This window comes from Gallaecimonas mangrovi, from assembly GCF_003367375.1.
Lineage (GTDB): Bacteria > Pseudomonadota > Gammaproteobacteria > Enterobacterales > Gallaecimonadaceae > Gallaecimonas > Gallaecimonas mangrovi.
In genome coordinates this window covers 2,402,895-2,417,556 of the sequence record NZ_CP031416.1, presented here as the reverse complement: position 1 = coordinate 2,417,556, position 14,662 = coordinate 2,402,895, and the positions used below count along the sequence as shown (strand labels likewise).

Annotated in this window: 15 protein-coding genes; 8 read left to right on the top strand and 7 right to left on the bottom strand. The window is 52.1% G+C overall.

Annotated elements, in window-relative coordinates:
- The first annotated feature begins 129 nt into the window (after positions 1–129).
- The 3 genes from DW350_RS11575 (at position 130) to DW350_RS11565 (ending at position 2,598) form a co-directional block, all read left to right on the top strand.
- The gene (locus DW350_RS11575; RefSeq protein ID WP_192954661.1) at positions 130–1,422 is read left to right on the top strand and encodes a cyclic di-GMP phosphodiesterase; all 1,293 of its coding nucleotides are present in this window, start codon (positions 130–132) and stop codon (positions 1,420–1,422) included.
- Between the two features lie 172 nt (positions 1,423–1,594).
- Positions 1,595–2,245, top strand: a complete 651-nt coding sequence (locus DW350_RS19455) for a hypothetical protein (RefSeq protein WP_152032975.1) — start codon at positions 1,595–1,597, stop codon at positions 2,243–2,245.
- Positions 2,246–2,295: 50 nt separating this feature from the next.
- Complete coding sequence (locus DW350_RS11565; protein ID WP_115719015.1) at positions 2,296–2,598, top strand: MGMT family protein; 303 nt, start codon at positions 2,296–2,298, stop codon at positions 2,596–2,598.
- A gap of 25 nt (positions 2,599–2,623) precedes the next feature.
- Here DW350_RS11565 and DW350_RS19520 read toward each other — a convergent pair whose 3' ends face one another.
- From DW350_RS19520 to DW350_RS11555, 3 genes are all read right to left on the bottom strand, one after another.
- Complete coding sequence (locus tag DW350_RS19520; protein WP_192954660.1) at positions 2,624–2,791, bottom strand: hypothetical protein; 168 nt, start codon at positions 2,789–2,791, stop codon at positions 2,624–2,626.
- A 76-nt stretch (positions 2,792–2,867) separates the two neighbouring features.
- The gene (locus DW350_RS11560; protein WP_192954659.1) at positions 2,868–5,105 is read right to left on the bottom strand and encodes an aminotransferase class V-fold PLP-dependent enzyme; all 2,238 of its coding nucleotides are present in this window, start codon (positions 5,103–5,105) and stop codon (positions 2,868–2,870) included.
- A gap of 119 nt (positions 5,106–5,224) precedes the next feature.
- Positions 5,225–5,647, bottom strand: a complete 423-nt coding sequence (locus DW350_RS11555) for a hypothetical protein (RefSeq protein WP_115719014.1) — start codon at positions 5,645–5,647, stop codon at positions 5,225–5,227.
- Between the two features lie 168 nt (positions 5,648–5,815).
- Between DW350_RS11555 and DW350_RS11550 the strand changes: the two genes are divergently transcribed.
- The 3 genes from DW350_RS11550 (at position 5,816) to DW350_RS11540 (ending at position 7,781) form a co-directional block, all read left to right on the top strand.
- Positions 5,816–6,436 carry a trimeric intracellular cation channel family protein gene (locus DW350_RS11550; protein ID WP_115719013.1) on the top strand — a complete coding sequence of 207 codons (621 nt, stop codon included), beginning with the start codon at positions 5,816–5,818 and terminating at the stop codon, positions 6,434–6,436.
- Between the two features lie 101 nt (positions 6,437–6,537).
- Positions 6,538–7,362: a mechanosensitive ion channel family protein gene (locus tag DW350_RS11545; protein WP_115719012.1), complete on the top strand. Its 825-nt coding sequence runs from the start codon at positions 6,538–6,540 to the stop codon at positions 7,360–7,362.
- Between the two features lie 38 nt (positions 7,363–7,400).
- Positions 7,401–7,781 (top strand): hypothetical protein, encoded by a 381-nt coding sequence (locus DW350_RS11540; RefSeq protein ID WP_115719011.1) that lies wholly within the window; start codon positions 7,401–7,403, stop codon positions 7,779–7,781.
- On the opposite strand, the gene DW350_RS11535 is transcribed toward DW350_RS11540, so the two are convergent.
- The gene (locus DW350_RS11535; RefSeq protein WP_115720629.1) at positions 7,732–9,321 is read right to left on the bottom strand and encodes a cation:proton antiporter domain-containing protein; all 1,590 of its coding nucleotides are present in this window, start codon (positions 9,319–9,321) and stop codon (positions 7,732–7,734) included. The genes DW350_RS11540 and DW350_RS11535 overlap by 50 nt on opposite strands.
- Positions 9,322–9,394: 73 nt before the next feature.
- Between DW350_RS11535 and DW350_RS11530 the strand changes: the two genes are divergently transcribed.
- Complete coding sequence (locus tag DW350_RS11530) at positions 9,395–9,880, top strand: glutathione peroxidase (protein ID WP_115719010.1); 486 nt, start codon at positions 9,395–9,397, stop codon at positions 9,878–9,880.
- Here DW350_RS11530 and DW350_RS11525 read toward each other — a convergent pair.
- Complete coding sequence (locus DW350_RS11525) at positions 9,852–11,468, bottom strand: M28 family metallopeptidase (protein WP_115719009.1); 1,617 nt, start codon at positions 11,466–11,468, stop codon at positions 9,852–9,854. The genes DW350_RS11530 and DW350_RS11525 overlap by 29 nt on opposite strands.
- Positions 11,469–11,578: 110 nt before the next feature.
- On the bottom strand, positions 11,579–12,325 hold the full coding sequence (locus DW350_RS11520; RefSeq protein WP_115719008.1) for an HAD-IIA family hydrolase: 747 nt from the start codon (positions 12,323–12,325) through the stop codon (positions 11,579–11,581).
- Positions 12,326–12,420: 95 nt separating this feature from the next.
- On the opposite strand from DW350_RS11520, the gene DW350_RS11515 reads away from it, so the two are divergent.
- Complete coding sequence (locus DW350_RS11515; RefSeq protein WP_226911316.1) at positions 12,421–13,212, top strand: DUF3025 domain-containing protein; 792 nt, start codon at positions 12,421–12,423, stop codon at positions 13,210–13,212.
- A gap of 26 nt (positions 13,213–13,238) precedes the next feature.
- On the opposite strand, the gene DW350_RS11510 is transcribed toward DW350_RS11515, so the two are convergent.
- Entirely contained in the window at positions 13,239–14,567 is a 1,329-nt protein-coding gene (locus DW350_RS11510; RefSeq protein WP_115719007.1) for a dicarboxylate/amino acid:cation symporter, read from the bottom strand.
- Positions 14,568–14,662 lie beyond the last annotated feature (95 nt).

Sequence of the window (14,662 nt, the reverse complement as noted above, 5' to 3'; positions counted from 1 at the left end):
AACGGCGTCGACCTTATCACTACTGATAATTGTTTTCATTATTTTAATGGAATGTTGCTTTTAGGGTTTGATAAAAGCATCGTCGGCATCATCTATGCTCTTGAGAGAACATCAAAAGAGCGAGCGGTTGTGTTACTCAATAAAACCAAACTCCCTATCAAAGTTGAACAGCTTTGCCTTGGGCTCTATGTGATAGTGCCACTGCGCTGGGCGCATCACCCTTTTCTGTTTAATCGCTTTAAAATCAAAACAGAAAAGCAAATTGCCCTGATAAAAAGCTTAGGGGTAGAGAAGTTAATTGTGATCCCCGAGCGCTCTGATACTTCGCCTTTACCGTTGGGCGAAAAGCCGGTGCAGTTAGACAGCGAATCGGCGCAAGAGCCAGCTGAAGATGATGAACGTTTAGCCAAAGATAAGGCGGCCGCTTTTGCGTTGAAACAAGAGCAAATTGAGCGCCAGCAAGCGTATATGCGGGGGTTACAGCGTACCGAACAAGAATTTCAACGTGCCTTGGGTAACGTTAAAGCCGTGATGCAAGACATGCAGCGCCGGCCGGTTGCGGCACTCGAAGAAGCCAGTGCCGTGGTGGCTGAAGTTGTTGATATTCTGAACGATCAAAGTGATTTGGTACTGCATTTAATGAATGAGCCGAAGGCTGATGACGGCTTTTACTGCCACAGTCTTAATGTGTCTGTGCTGTCGATGTTATTGGCTCATGCCGCCGACCTGGATGAAACCCAGATGAAGTATGCTGGCCTTGGTGGGCTGTTTCACGATCTCGGTAAAGTACGGGTGGCACCCGAGATCTTAAAAAAAGTGGCGGCCCTAACGGACGCCGAACAACAACTGTTGCAACAGCATCCCCAGTACGGGTTAGAGATCGTTAAAACCTTAACTGATTTTCCTGCCGATGTGCTGAACATCATCGCCCAGCACCATGAAGCCATTGATGGCTCCGGTTATCCCAAGGGTTTAAAAAAGGAGCAAATCACCCCGCTAGCGCGTTTGGTTGCGGTTGCGAATGAATATGACAATCTTTGCCACGGGCGCCGCGACAAACCTGGGCTATCGCCGCATGCGGTGCTGTCATATCTGTTTAAGAACGAAAGTCACCGTCTGGATAAAGTGATGTTGCAGCACTTTATTCGTGTGCTTGGGGTTTACCCGCCAGGGGCCGTGGTGCAGCTAAGTGACGGGCAGTTTGGCTTGGTGATGTCCGTCAATTCCAGCAAGCTGCTCAGTCCAACCATACTGCTTTATGACCCAACAGTGCCCAGGGATCAGGCGGCTTTTGTCGACTTATCTGAGGCCGAATTAACTATCACCAAGGTTGTTAAACCCAGCGCCTTATCCGAAGCGGTATTCGACTACCTAAAGCCGCGTAGCCATGTCAGTTATTTTGTGGAATCAAAGGGCCGCTAGTGGTGTTTTTAGGGGCGCCATAACGGCTCCATAAAAACCCATGCCATCTGATAAGACATTGTATGAAAGCACAAATCCGCCAGTGATTTGCTATCATATTGTTAATAAAAATACTTGCTTGCCAATATCCGAGACCGCCGCCATGCCAAATAAAAAACGAGGGGTGCTGTTCGTGACATCCATACTGCTTTGGGGGTGTGCCAACAGTGAGTCTGCCAGGACTGAACCCGCGCCAAATACGTCATCGCAAGCGACTACCGGCGTTAACGCGCCGCCGCATAAAGACGCTCAAAACCTCACCACCATGGGCTATGTGACGGAACCGGCCAACACAGCGCGTGAGTCGGTAAAGACAGCTTGGCAACATCCTGAATACGTTGGTATCTCCAAGTCTCGTGTAAAAGGGATGAATATGGGCACCTTTCAGGTGGCGACCACCGATATCAACCAAATCGTGATGCCGGGGGTGCGGGCCAAAGATTACCATTTAGGGCAAATGGTGGCGCTTACCCAATATTGGTGCGCTGGTAAAGCCGATAGCTTTCAAATGCAATGGAATTATTGGGCAGCAAGCCGCCATACCTTTGAAGGCCAGTATGTGATGAGTTGTGGCCAGGCCCGGCAAGTGGTGCAGTCGATGGGGGAAGGCAGTGCTGTGCCTATGCCCATTCATGTGCGCAAGGGCGGCGTAAAAGAAGCCGATATCCAACTATTGTTACTGGATTCTCAGCAAAAAATTGCCACCTTAAAAAGTTTAGAGAAACGCTTTGCCAGTCCTTGTGTCGAGCATTTCTGTAAAGGTCAGTCTTACCTCGAAAAGTAACAACCTCCTCGGCGCTGTTATGGGGCGAACAAGGCTGGTACGCTGCGGCTATGACTACCCGTACTGAACCTGCTCGCCTTTATGCGCTAGTGGCCTTAATTCCTGCTGGCCAAGTGGCAACCTATGGGCAATTAGCCTCTATCCTTGGTTGGAACCCGCGATTAGTGGGGCGCTACATGGCGTCATGCCCAGCGGAACTGCCCTGGCACCGGGTGGTTAATGCCCAAGGGGCCTGCTCAATAAGGGACAGCCAAGGCCACCTCTTGCAACATCAGTTGTTGCTGGGTGAGGGAGTTGCAATAACCAAAAGCGGTAAGGTGAACCTGCGACAAGCACTATGGGACGGGTTGTAAGTAAAAGGGCGCTTTCGCGCCCTTTTTAGTGGGATATTTTTTTCAGCGCACCAGCAAACTCGCCGCTCAAAAACTCCGCTGCAAATATCAGCAAACCACCCACCAGCATCGTGGTTCGGCTTTTAAGCAGCCAACCGAGGATCAGCAGCACTAAACCGACGATACGCACTACATGATCAATTTGTTGAAACATCCCACTACCTTATCCGTTTGTTATTTTTAATGATTGTTTGCCAGAGCCGGTTAGGTTGCAACCAATATCATTGGCACTACTGACTGAGCGCCACACCGCCTTTGATGTGGTAGGCCTTGCGGCCAAGGCGGGTAAGGGCTGCGGCCGCTAATTGTGAGCGAGAGCCACTGCGGCAGTAACAAACCAACGGCGTATCTTCCGGATGTTCTAACAGATACTGCGCTAACCGCGACAACGGCGCACTGTCATCATTATTAAAATGCTGCAGGTGATGTTCGTGGCTTTCCCTAACATCAATCAGTAACGGCCGCTCAAGGTTGGCAAGGTCGTCCAGGCACAGCTCTTGTTCAGCGCTAAGTTTCAGCTCAAGGTTGGTGACGCCGCAGCGGATCTCGGTGCCTTGGCTCGGCGACTCAAGGGCCGCATCCAAGGCCGTTTTCTCTTTAGCAAAGGTTAAAGCGTCCATCATCGACACTGGGGCTAACACCTTTGCCAGTAGCGGATTGTTGCGCTGCTCTGCCTCAAAAGAGGTGAACAGCAAGTTGTGGTAATCGTGAGCGGGTAGCAGCAGTGCTTTGGCAGGCAGTATGTCGCTTAAGCGTTTAAGGCTTTGGTAAAGCGCTACGGGGTCGGAGCTGGCAAAGTCGGTGCGGCCAAGACCGCCATGAAGCACGGTATCGCCAACAAAGGCAGCTTTAATTACGCCATTACTGCTGAGTAACAGCGCAACCGCATCGTCGGTATGCCCAGGGGTTGCTAAACGGCTTAAGACATTGTTGCCAATTTCGATGGCCGGCAAACCCAACTCCCCCTTGGTAGCGTTAAGGGGCCAGCCGAGGGCGTCAACATCGATGCGAGGCAGTGCCAAGGCTTGGCTCAAGGCGTCAGCGGCAGAGATATGGTCGCCATGGTTATGGGTGTCGAGTATGGCTTTGACGGTAAGGCCAGCGCATTGCACTGTTTCAATTATCCGTGGCAGTAGAGCTTCGACCGGGTCAATCACCACGCACTGGCTCTGGTTAATCAAAAGGTAACAGCAATCGGCGCCACTTTTTAATTGCAGTAAGCCGTCTATCGCCTGCTCTGGGCGTAAATGGCCAGGGTGGCGACACGAATAGCGAAGTGCGTCACTGGCCTGTTGAATACGCTCACAAGCGGCATCTAACTGCGCTTGCGTCATTGCCGGGCCAAAGGATAAGCGAATAGCCGACTCACTCTGCCAGGCCGGCAGCCCCATGGCATCCAACACAAAAGACCGGGTGGCGCCCGACGAACAGGCTGAACCACTGGAAACACGAATATTGGCGGCGTCGAAAAGGTCAAGTAGCTCTTTAGAAGCAAAACCTTTCACCGAAAAATTTAGGGTAGTAGGCACGCTTACGGAAAAATCGTTGTTAAACACCAGGCCGCTAAAGGCCTTTTGAAGCGCCGCGGCCAGCTGTTGGCGAAAGGCGGTTAAGGTGGCTAAAGAGCGGAAGGTTTTATGTTCGGGGTCTAATAGCGCCTCTAAAATCGGTTTTAGCGAGGCAATGCCGGGCAGGTTTTCGGTACCAGAGCGCAGGCCCTGCTCCTGGCCGCCACCAGCAATAAAAGGGGAGAAGGGCGCGTTTTCACGGACATAAAGCAAACCAATGCCTTTCATGGCATAGAGTTTGTGCCCGGAAAAGGGTGCATAGTCGATACTGGTGTTACTTAAGGCGAGGTCGGTTTTACCGAGTGCCTGTACACAGTCCACCATCCATAAACAGGCTTTATTTTCGCTGCGAATAGCCTGCTCAATGGCGCTAAGGTCTTGGCGGGCACCGGTTTCGTTATTGACCGCCATCGTACAAATCATCAACGCATCTTTGGCGTGGCGGCGAATGAAATCAACATCCAACAGCCCCTGCTGATTAACCGGGATCGGCACAATTTCGGCGTTGATATCCAGCAGCTGGTTCCAGTGTTTTAAGGTGTTAGGTACCGCTTTATGTTCGGTGGCGCCATAGAGCAGTAACTTTTTAGGCTTGTTAAGTAACGCCGGTTGGCTTTTGACCGAAGACAGTGCTGACACCACCGCTGTTTGGATGCCTTCGGTAGCGCCGGACGTGAAGATAAGATGTCCACTGCTGGCACCCAAAACCTGGCGGGCCAGGTCACGGGTACTTTCCATCAAGTGGCGGGCTTTAAGGCCGGTAATGTGGGTTGAGCTGGGGTTCCCGTAAAGTGCCTGCATCACTTGTTCAACTGCAACCACCGCTTGGGGTAGTACTGGGGTAGTGGCATTGGTGTCGAGATAGATTTCTTCAATGCTTGGCCGGGTCAGCGCGCCCATAATACCGCTCCTTCATCTAAACGCCTGAGAAGACTCCGATTCTATATAAACAAAAGCACTATCGTTATTCGGTTTTTGAATATGCGAGTTGTGGTCATAGCGAAATGCGATAAGCCCGCTCAGTTTTCGGGCCAGTTATCGGCTAAGTCCCAACCCGCATCGGTTTTGACGAGTTTATAGCGCTTGGCAACGTGCTTGACGTCGCCGCTTTTTACATCGCCATAGGTCATGCGCAGTTGCCAGAGGTTTAAGCCTTGGTCGACCGCGCCCAGCCACTGGCCATCTTTGGCTTTATCCTGCGCTTGCTGGCTAAGTTGGTCAAAGCCTTTCAAGAACACCAAATCGTATTTTACGTCGACTAAATAACGGTCTTTTCCCTCAGCCTTGCCATCGACCTTTTTCAGGTTTCTCACCAGCACCGCATCAGGCCCCAACTGGCGCTGATATTGGCGGGTTAAAATATCTTTCATATCGCCCGCACCCGGGGCTTGACTACAGGCGGTCAGCAGTAGGGCGGCGGCAAGTAGCAGGACTTTTTTCATTGATTACTCCGGGTCGCAAAAACAGATGGCAAAGCGGTACCTTGTTTATAAGGGACTGATGATGAACGGCGCATTAGAAAAAATAATCATCTGCTGGCAAAAAAGGTCAAGTGTAACTGTTGTTAGCCCTACTTATAATCGCGTTTTTCGGTGTGATTGGAGCTGACCTTGCTATTAACCGTGCTGTATATCCTTGGTATCACTGCCGAAGCCATGACCGGTGCGCTGGCGGCAGGCAAACGTAGCATGGATCTGTTTGGGGTGGTGATCATCGCTGCGGTCACTGCCATTGGCGGCGGTTCTATTCGCGATATTTTACTGGGCCATTACCCCTTAACCTGGGTGGCGCACCCGGAATATATTCTGCTGGTATGTGGGGCGGCAGTGGTAACGACCTTTATCGCGCCGCTGATGACCAAACTCAGAAAAATCTTTCTGGTGCTTGATGCTTTGGGGCTGGTGGTTTTTTCCATTATTGGTACCCAGGTCGCACTGGCAATGGGGCTTGGTTGGGGCGTGGCCTGTATTGCCGCCATCATTACCGGGGTGTTTGGTGGTGTGCTGCGAGATATTCTGTGTAACCGTATTCCGCTGGTCTTTCAAAAAGAAATTTACGCCGGTGTCGCGCTTTTTTCGGCGCTGTTATACCTGCTGTTATCGGCATTAGGCGTGGGGGAGCTTACCAATACCGGCACCACGCTGGTGACAGGCTTCGCGCTGCGGCTGTTGGTGCTTAGGCTCAACATTGGTTTGCCGGTGTTTCGCTATCAGCAGGGTGAAGCTGACTAACACGCCAACGAACCGCTTTTAAGTGACGGTTTTGCAAGCAATTGCCTGTATTAATCGATAAGCTGGAAACAAGTTATTAACGTCAATTTCGGGTTGAAGGGATGCTGAGCAACGAATTTGATTATTTACAGAGCCTGTCTCAGCAGGTGCTTGATTATCTGGTGCAGTATGGCTTCCAGCTGCTGGGCGCTGTCATTATCATTTTATTGGGTTGGTGGTTTTCGGCCTGGGGTGGCCGCGCCATTATCCGTATCGGTAATAAGCGCCAGTGGGACCAAACCCTGGTGCGCTTTTTCGCCAATTTGGCGCGCTTGGCCATTCTGGCCATTTTTATTGTTATTGCTGCCGGCAAGCTTGGCATTACCATCAGCCCGCTTATCGCTGCTATTGGTGCTGCCACTTTTGGTTTAAGCCTGGCGGTACAAGGGCCCATCTCTAATTACGGCGCGGGTGTTGCTATTGTACTGACTCGGCCTTTTTCGGTTGGCGATACCTTAGAGCTGCTTGGCCGGGCCGGGCTAGTGGAAGACATTACCCTGGCGCAAACCGTGTTGGTGACAGAAGACGGTGAGCGTATTCATATTCCCAATCGCAAGGTGCTGGGGGAGATTTATCAAAACTCTCAGCAGCATAAATTAGCCGAAACTACCTTTTTGCTGCCCGCCGGTGCCGACCCGCAACAAGCGCTACGGTTACTTGAAAGCCATCTTGCCGCTGATGCCGATGCAACGGCGCCGCCGATGCAGCTCGGCATTGATGCTTTCACCGCGGTTGGTGTGCGGCTTATTGTTCGCGCCTGGCTTGAAACGTCGCATTATCACCAGCAGCGGTTAGCCTTAAACCTTAAGCTATTTGAGGTGCTAAAAGAGGCGGGCATGGCACCGGCCAGCCCTTCGGCGGTGGTCGCGTTATCAGAAAACCTGTGAATAGGGAGCATGTGATGTCAGCAAAATGGATACTAGCAATGGCCGCCGTAGCCTTGAGTGGCTGCAGTCAAGCCGATAACAGCACCAGTCCCGAGAAGACCTTCAAGGTTGCCAACAAGCCCCCCCTTACCGTGGAGAAGCCCGTGCAAAAAGGTGAAGCCAAGCAGGAGCAGTTTGTGGGTGAGGTGGTCTTTTTACCGATGGAAGGCGGCTTTTACGGCATTGTGGATGCCAAGGGCCGTAAATGGCTGCCACTTGGGCTTGATAAAAGCTTCAAGCGGCCCGGTCTTAAGGTCGAGGTGCAAGGTAGCGCGGCAACAGATGTGATGACCACCCAGCAGTGGGGCACGCCATTTCACATTACCGACATTAAAGTCCTTGATGATAAGGACGTTGGGGGCCAAGGCGAGCGATATTAAGCACATGGCGGGCAAAGCCAGCGCCCGCCTCTTCAAATATATTAAACACTTCTATTCCCATCGCCTTTAGCTCTGCCACTTCGTCAGGAAACTTCGCTACCGCCGCTACCTTGCCGTGGTAGCCCCGCTCTTTCAGTTCTTCGGCGGCAAAGAGGTTACCGTGGTGGTTAGGCATGGCCAGTAGCACCAGTTCGAGCATTTCGTCATGGCGTATTTTTGACCAGAAATCGGAGTCGGTGGCGTCGCCAACCAAGACTTGCCGCTCGGCCTGTTGATGCTCCAGTACCTTGTCTACGGCGTGGTCGATACCCAGTACTGCGTCTCCAAACTCGGCTTTAAGTTGGTCGTAGGCACCGGTGCCTAACCGGCCCATGCCAAAGATCAAAACTTTGGCACCATCAATATCAATGGGGGCGTCTTCGGGGTGTAAACGTCGCCGCTCAAGCGGCTTAAGGTGTGGGGTTAATTTGCGATAAACCGCTTCGGCCCAGGTGTTTAATGGCGAGGCCAACGCAAATGACAGCGACAAAGCAATGGCGATAACGGTTAACCATTGCGGCGCTAAAAGGCCGGCTTTGGCGCCCAAGGCGACCACGATCAGGCCAAACTCCGAGTAAGAGGCCAGAGATAGTGAAGCCAGAACGCCGGTACGGACCCGCAACCCAAACCGGCTTAACACCCAAAAATACAAACCGGTTTTCAGTGGCAATAACAGCACCAATACCAAGGCGATGGCCAGCATCGACAAGCTGGGTAAGCCATTAAAACCAATGCTTAAGAAAAAGCCGACCAACAGCAGTTCTTTTAAATTAAACAAGGTTTTACTTAAGGCGTCAGCGCGGCTGTGGCCCGCCACTAGCATGCCCATAACCAGGGCACCCAAATCTGGCTTAAGGCCGGCGGCATCAAACAGCGTTACCCCTGCCACCAGCGCCAAAAAAAGCCCCGCCAAACTTTGCAGCTCGGAATTGCTGCACCAATTAAGCACGCGAAACAGCAGCGGCCTGATTAACGGCAGTGCCAAGAGGGCAGGGGCCCAGATGGCCGGTGTTTTACCTTGGGCAAAGGTTAAAAACAGCACCGCGAAGATATCTTGCATCACCAAAATACCAATGGCTAAGCGGCCATAAAGGGAGCTGGTATCACCTTTATCTTCCAGCACTTTGACGGCAAAAACGGTAGACGAAAAACTTAAGGCAAAAGCAATAATTAGCCAGGTGCTAAAGGCGCCGCCAATCAACCCGGTGAGTGACACCAAGGCTATCCCCAGGGTAAACAGCAGCGTTGATGCCAGTAAATGGACGGTGGTGGCGCCCCATACTTCAGGCTTGATGAGGCTTTTTAGTTTGAGTTTCAGGCCGATGGTAAAGAGCAGCAGTGTGACACCGAGGTCCGCTAAGTGCTGAAGCCCCGCTGGCGCGGGAACACCTAAAGCATGCAGGGTAAAACCGGCAATTAAAAAGCCGACCAAAGGCGGGAGGCCAATACGGCTAACGGTTAGCCCGCCAAAAAAAGCCAGGGCAATAAATATGGCACTCATAAATGTCATGGTTCCCTGCTAAAGTTTACGCAATGATAACCGTATCTATTTTTCAATACGTTACGATAATGTTATGCAACCTGAAAATATTCCGCTAACGCGAATTGACGGCACTGCCGACAATATCAACCATTATCAAGGCAAGTTGTGGTTGGTGGTCAATACCGCCAGTAAGTGTGGCTTTACCAATCAATACCAAGAGCTTGAGCAACTGTGGCAGCAGTTTGGCCCGCAAGGGTTAGTGGTGCTTGGTTTTCCTTGTGACCAATTTTTAAAGCAGGAACTGGACAGCAACCAAGCCATTTCTGACTTTTGTGAAAGTCGTTTTGGGGTGTCTTTTCCGCTTTTCTCGCCAATTGCGGTTAATGGCCCTGACACGCACCCGCTTTTTGACTGGCTGAAAAAGAAAGCGCCCGGGGTCATGGGCTCCCGGGCGGTGAAATGGAACTTTACCAAGTTTTTAGTGGCAGCAGATGGCCGGGTTAAGCGTTATGCGCCACGTACCGCGCCGCTGCGCCTAACCCAAGCCATTACTCAGTGGCTTGAGCCGGGCGACTAAACTCCGCGCCTGGCTGCCAGCTTGGCCAGTCCCTGCTGGTGGCGAGGGCTTCTATCACATCATGGTAGACCTGCAGATCGGACAGGGCGCCACGTAGATCCCAGTCATCCTGGTATTCGTCACAGGCATTGTGGTAGCAACCTTTTAGACGCTTTTGCATCATGGCGCGGTATTTCGCAATATCGGCATCCCACGGCTGGCTGCCGCCACCGGTGTAAAGGGCTGGCACCCCGGCCTTGGCAAAATTGAAATGATCAGAGCGGTAATAGCCGCCTGCTTCCGGCCTGTTGTTGGGCACCAATACCCGGCCCTGTTTTTTAAGGGCGGCAGTAAGCTGGGTTTCCAGGCTGGTTTTGCCCTGGCCAACCACCACCATGTCTTTGGTGGGGCCAAAGACATTCAGGCTGTCCATGTTTAAATCGGCCACCGTTTTACCCAGTGGAATGGCCGGATGCTGAACATAGTATTTGGAGCCCAGCAGCCCTTGTTCTTCAGCCGTAACCGACAAAAATGCCACCGAGCGGTGCGGTTTGTGGTCGCCCTCATAAAGCCCTTTTAATGACTGCGCCAGGCTAATAAGGCCAGCGGTACCGGTCGCATTATCCATGGCGCCGTTGTAAATCGGGTCGTCTTTATGGCTAGGATCGGTGCCTAAATGGTCCCAGTGCGCGGTAACAATCACCGTTTCGTCGGTTTGGCCGGGCAGCACCGCCATGACGTTATGAGACTCGGTGTTTTTAACGTCACTTTGAATGGTAACGCTGGCCTTTGCCTTCAAACTTTTTGCCAGTGGCGCTTTAGCGGCGGCGGCCGTGGTTTTGTCAAAATTTAAACCGGCTTGGGCAAAGAGTTTTTTCGCCGCGGCCTCGGTTATCCAGCCTGAAAATTCAGATTTAGGGGTATCTTCGCCGGCCAGGCCATAGCGAGTGCCGCCCCAGGAGTTTTCAACCACCGACCAAGGGTAAGAAGCCGGTGCGGTTTGGTGAATAATCAGGGCGCCAACGGCACCTTGGCGGGCCGCTTCATCAAACTTGTAGTCCCAGCGGCCATAGTAGGTCATTGCCTTACCATCAAAACGCTGATCGCCAGTGGCATACCCGGGGTCGTTGACCAGCATCACTACCACTTTGCCTTTAACATCAATGCCTTTGTAGTCATCCCAGCCAAGTTTTGGGGCATGAATGCCGTAACCGACAAAAACCACATCGGCATTATTTATCTGGGTGTCGGCTACCGCCTTGGGGCTGTTAATCACCATATCGTGCAGGTAGGCGAGCTTGAGCTTACCCAGGGTTAAGGCGCTGGGGTGGCTGGTAATGGCCACCAAAGGCACGCTTTGCAGGTAGCTGTCGCCAAAGCCGGGTTTAAGGCCTAGGCGTTTAAATTGCTCGGTTAAATAAGCCAGGGTTTTGGTTTCACCTTGGGTAGCGGGCAGGCGGCCAGCAAATTCATCCGATGAAAGCGTTTTAACGAACTGACCGTAACTTTTGGCGTTCAGGCCATCACTTAAATCGTCGCCGGGCACGGCGGCAATGGCATTGCTTGCAAGCATCAGGCTCATGGCAATTAGGCTGAGTCTGGTTTTCATTCAATTGTCCTTCGATAGGGTCTGCGCTCACCATGGCACAGGCAAAGAAAGCCGCCAATTGCCGCACGTTTATATGTTGTGGTTTTGCGGTAAGTGGCGTGACTTTTTTGTTAAATTATGTCGATGGCGCCAACGCTGTCGAAAATATGATTCGGCCTAAACGGCATTTTGGCGATGTCTTCGCGGGTGGAAACACCAGAGAGTACCAGTATGGTTTCAAGGCCAGCCTGGAAACCCGCCAGAATATCGGTGCGCAGGTTATCGCCAATGATCACGGTGTTCTCGGAATGGGCACCAATATGGTTAAGGGCTGAGCGCACAATCCAGCTGGAAGGCTTGCCCACATAAAACGGCTGCTGGCCAGTAATACGTTCTATTGGCGCGCAAAGCGCGCCACAAGCCGGGCTCTGCTTGGGGCCATTAAAATCAGGGTTAGTGGCAATAAAGCGGGCACCGTTGGCCACAAAATAAGCGGCTTTGTGGATCATGTCCCAGTTGTAGGAACGGGTTTCACCGATGATCACAAAATCCGGGTTGATGTCGGTAATGGTAAAACCAATTTGATAAAGCTCATGGGTTAAAGCGCCATCACCAATCACATAGGCTTTGGTGCCGTCCTGGCGGCGCAGGAAGTCGGCGGTTGCCATGGCCGAGGTATAAAACTTTTCTTCCGGTACATCAATGCCGCCCGCTGCCAAACGGTTGTGAAGGTCCCTTGCGGTTTGCGACGGGTAATTGGTCAATAACACCAAGGGGTTACCTTGCTCTAAAACCCGTTTGATAAAACCGTCCGCGCCCGGCACGGCAGTGTTGTCGTGCATCAGCACGCCATCGATGTCACAGATGATATTTTTCATTGGTTTTCTGAATGTTGTCTGTCCTATGCCAGTGATACCAGAAAAGCCCGCCGCTTTGCTACACTGGCGGCCTTTTGTGACATGAGAACATCAGGGTGAGTTGGCAAAGCCATTTTCTTGAACAAGGCCTTTATGGTGATTTGAAGGCGCTCTTTCCTGGCTTGGCCGCGTTTGCCGATTTTCCGAGCCCGGCTGAGTTACAGCGTTGGCTGGCCGCTGACACCCGCACCTGCTCAGGCAAAACGATACAGTTTTGTGCAGGCCCGGCTGATGAATACTACGAAGCGCAGGTTTTAGAAACCGGGCGGGTACCGACCCGAGAGCGCAATTGGCACGACCTTTTTAATGCCCTGGCCTGGGCACTGTTCCCTAACACCAAAGCGCAGTTAAATGCGCTGCATGTAGCGGATATCAAAGCGCATGGGTTACATCCAAGAACCTTACGCCGCGACAGCCTAACGCTCTTTGATGAGTGTGGGGTGCTGGTGGTGGCAACGGATAAAACCTTGTTAGACGACCTGCGCCAGCACCAGTGGCAGAGGGCATTTGTGGCCAACCGCGAGCGTTGGGGGCAAAGCATAGGCGGCTACGTCTTTGGCCATGCGGTGTACGAGCAAGGTTTAACCCCGTATTTGGGGCTGACCGCGAAGATGTTCCCGCTGGTTGTCAGCGATGATTTTTTTGCACTGCCGTTGGCGGCCCGTTATCAGTATCTCGATAAGGTACTTTGCCAAGTATTAAAAGCCGGCGCCCTGGATAACAAAAAGCGGCTATCGCCGCTACCGCTGTTGGGGGTGCCGTTTTGGTGGCCTGATAACCAAAACCCGGCGTTTTATGACAATGTGCAATATTTTCGGCCATTAACAACACCCCGGCCACCGCTATAAAAAAGGCCGCTTGCGCGGCCTTTTTGTTAACTCGGCTTGTGGTGCGGTATATGCACTTCTTCGTCTTTTAACGCCGCTTTCGGGTCGTTATAGACGTCGGTATCCAGTTCACCTTCTGATTTTGCAACCACCACCGTAACCATGGAGTCGCCAGTGATATTCACCGCCGTGCGGGTCATATCCAGCAAGCGGTCAACCCCCATAATCAGGCCAATGCCTTCTACCGGCAGGTTCACTTGGTTTAGCACCATGGCCAGCATGATAAGGCCGACACCGGGCACGCCTGCGGTACCGATAGATGCCAATGTGGCGGTGACAATCACCATCAAAAAGTCACTTATTGACAGGTGCACATCGTAAACCTGGGCAATAAAGACGGTTGCCACGCCTTGCATAATGGCGGTGCCATCCATGTTGATGGTGGCGCCCAAGGGAATGGTGAAAGAGGCAATGGAGTTTTTGGCCCCAAGCTTTTTGGTGACGGTTTCCAGCGTGACCGGCAAGGTGGCGTTGCTGGATGAGGTGGAAAAGGCAAACAGCGCTGCGTCACGCATTTTTCTTAGGAACAAAAATGGGTTCATGCCGCTCAGCAGTTTCAGGAGCACCGGGTAGGTAACAAAAGCGTGGATTAACAGCACCACTATCACCAAACCGAAATACAGCGCCAAGCTGCCTAAGGTGTCCAGGCCTTTGCTGGCAAATAGCTTGGCCATTAAGAAGAAAACGCCGTAAGGGGCCAGGTTCATCAAGATGGTAACCAGCTTCATGATCACTTCGTTGAAGTCATCAAATAGCTTGGCAATGCGCTCACCGGCCTTACCGGCTAAGGCAATAGCGATACCAAATAGCACCGCAAACACAATGATTTGCAGCATGTTGCCATTGGCCATGGCTTCAATGGGATTAGAAGGCACCAAGTTGGCGAATACATCGGCCAAATCAGGTGCTTTTGACGCTTGGAAATGGGTGTCGGCTTTCAGGTCCAAACCGCTGCCGGGGCGGATCAACAGCGCCATAACAATGGCCAGGGTAATGGCAATGGCGGTAGTCAAAAGATACAAACCAATGGTTTTAAGGCTGAGCCTGCCCAGTTTGGCTGGATCAGATAGCGAGCTGGTACCGCACACGAGGGAAACGAATACCAAAGGCACCACCAGCATCTTTAATGAAGCAATAAAAAGCTGACTGCCAATTTGAAAAATGCCCTGAGTTAGCCAGGTTTGAATAAAGCCTGGGGTAGCACCGGGCACTGGGGCGGGGGTTAGGTAGTGGCAAATAAGGCCAACCACGAAACCTAGCACCATACCGATAACGATACGTGCCGTAAGGCCCAGTTTTCCTTGTTTTTTTGTCATGGCCTTTCCAATAGTTGCGAGCAAATCTGCGGTAATCTAGCAGCTTAGGACAGCTTCAAACAACCAACCACTGTGGGCCTGGATCACGAAAAAGC

Excerpts from the sequence above, each read along its gene's own strand:
- DW350_RS11535 (WP_115720629.1), bottom strand. The coding sequence starts at position 9,321 with ATGAGTGCCATATTTATTGCCCTGGCTTTTTTTGGCGGGCTAACCGTT.
- DW350_RS11525 (WP_115719009.1), bottom strand. The coding sequence starts at position 11,468 with ATGAAAACCAGACTCAGCCTAATTGCCATGAGCCTGATGCTTGCAAGC.
- DW350_RS11510 (WP_115719007.1), bottom strand. The coding sequence starts at position 14,567 with ATGACAAAAAAACAAGGAAAACTGGGCCTTACGGCACGTATCGTTATC.
- DW350_RS11530 (WP_115719010.1), top strand. The coding sequence starts at position 9,395 with ATGCAACCTGAAAATATTCCGCTAACGCGAATTGACGGCACTGCCGAC.
- DW350_RS11565 (WP_115719015.1), top strand. The coding sequence starts at position 2,296 with ATGACTACCCGTACTGAACCTGCTCGCCTTTATGCGCTAGTGGCCTTA.
- DW350_RS11560 (WP_192954659.1), bottom strand. The coding sequence starts at position 5,105 with ATGGGCGCGCTGACCCGGCCAAGCATTGAAGAAATCTATCTCGACACC.
- DW350_RS19520 (WP_192954660.1), bottom strand. The coding sequence starts at position 2,791 with ATGTTTCAACAAATTGATCATGTAGTGCGTATCGTCGGTTTAGTGCTG.
- DW350_RS11555 (WP_115719014.1), bottom strand. The coding sequence starts at position 5,647 with ATGAAAAAAGTCCTGCTACTTGCCGCCGCCCTACTGCTGACCGCCTGT.
- DW350_RS11540 (WP_115719011.1), top strand. The coding sequence starts at position 7,401 with ATGGCCGCCGTAGCCTTGAGTGGCTGCAGTCAAGCCGATAACAGCACC.
- DW350_RS11520 (WP_115719008.1), bottom strand. The coding sequence starts at position 12,325 with ATGAAAAATATCATCTGTGACATCGATGGCGTGCTGATGCACGACAAC.
- DW350_RS11545 (WP_115719012.1), top strand. The coding sequence starts at position 6,538 with ATGCTGAGCAACGAATTTGATTATTTACAGAGCCTGTCTCAGCAGGTG.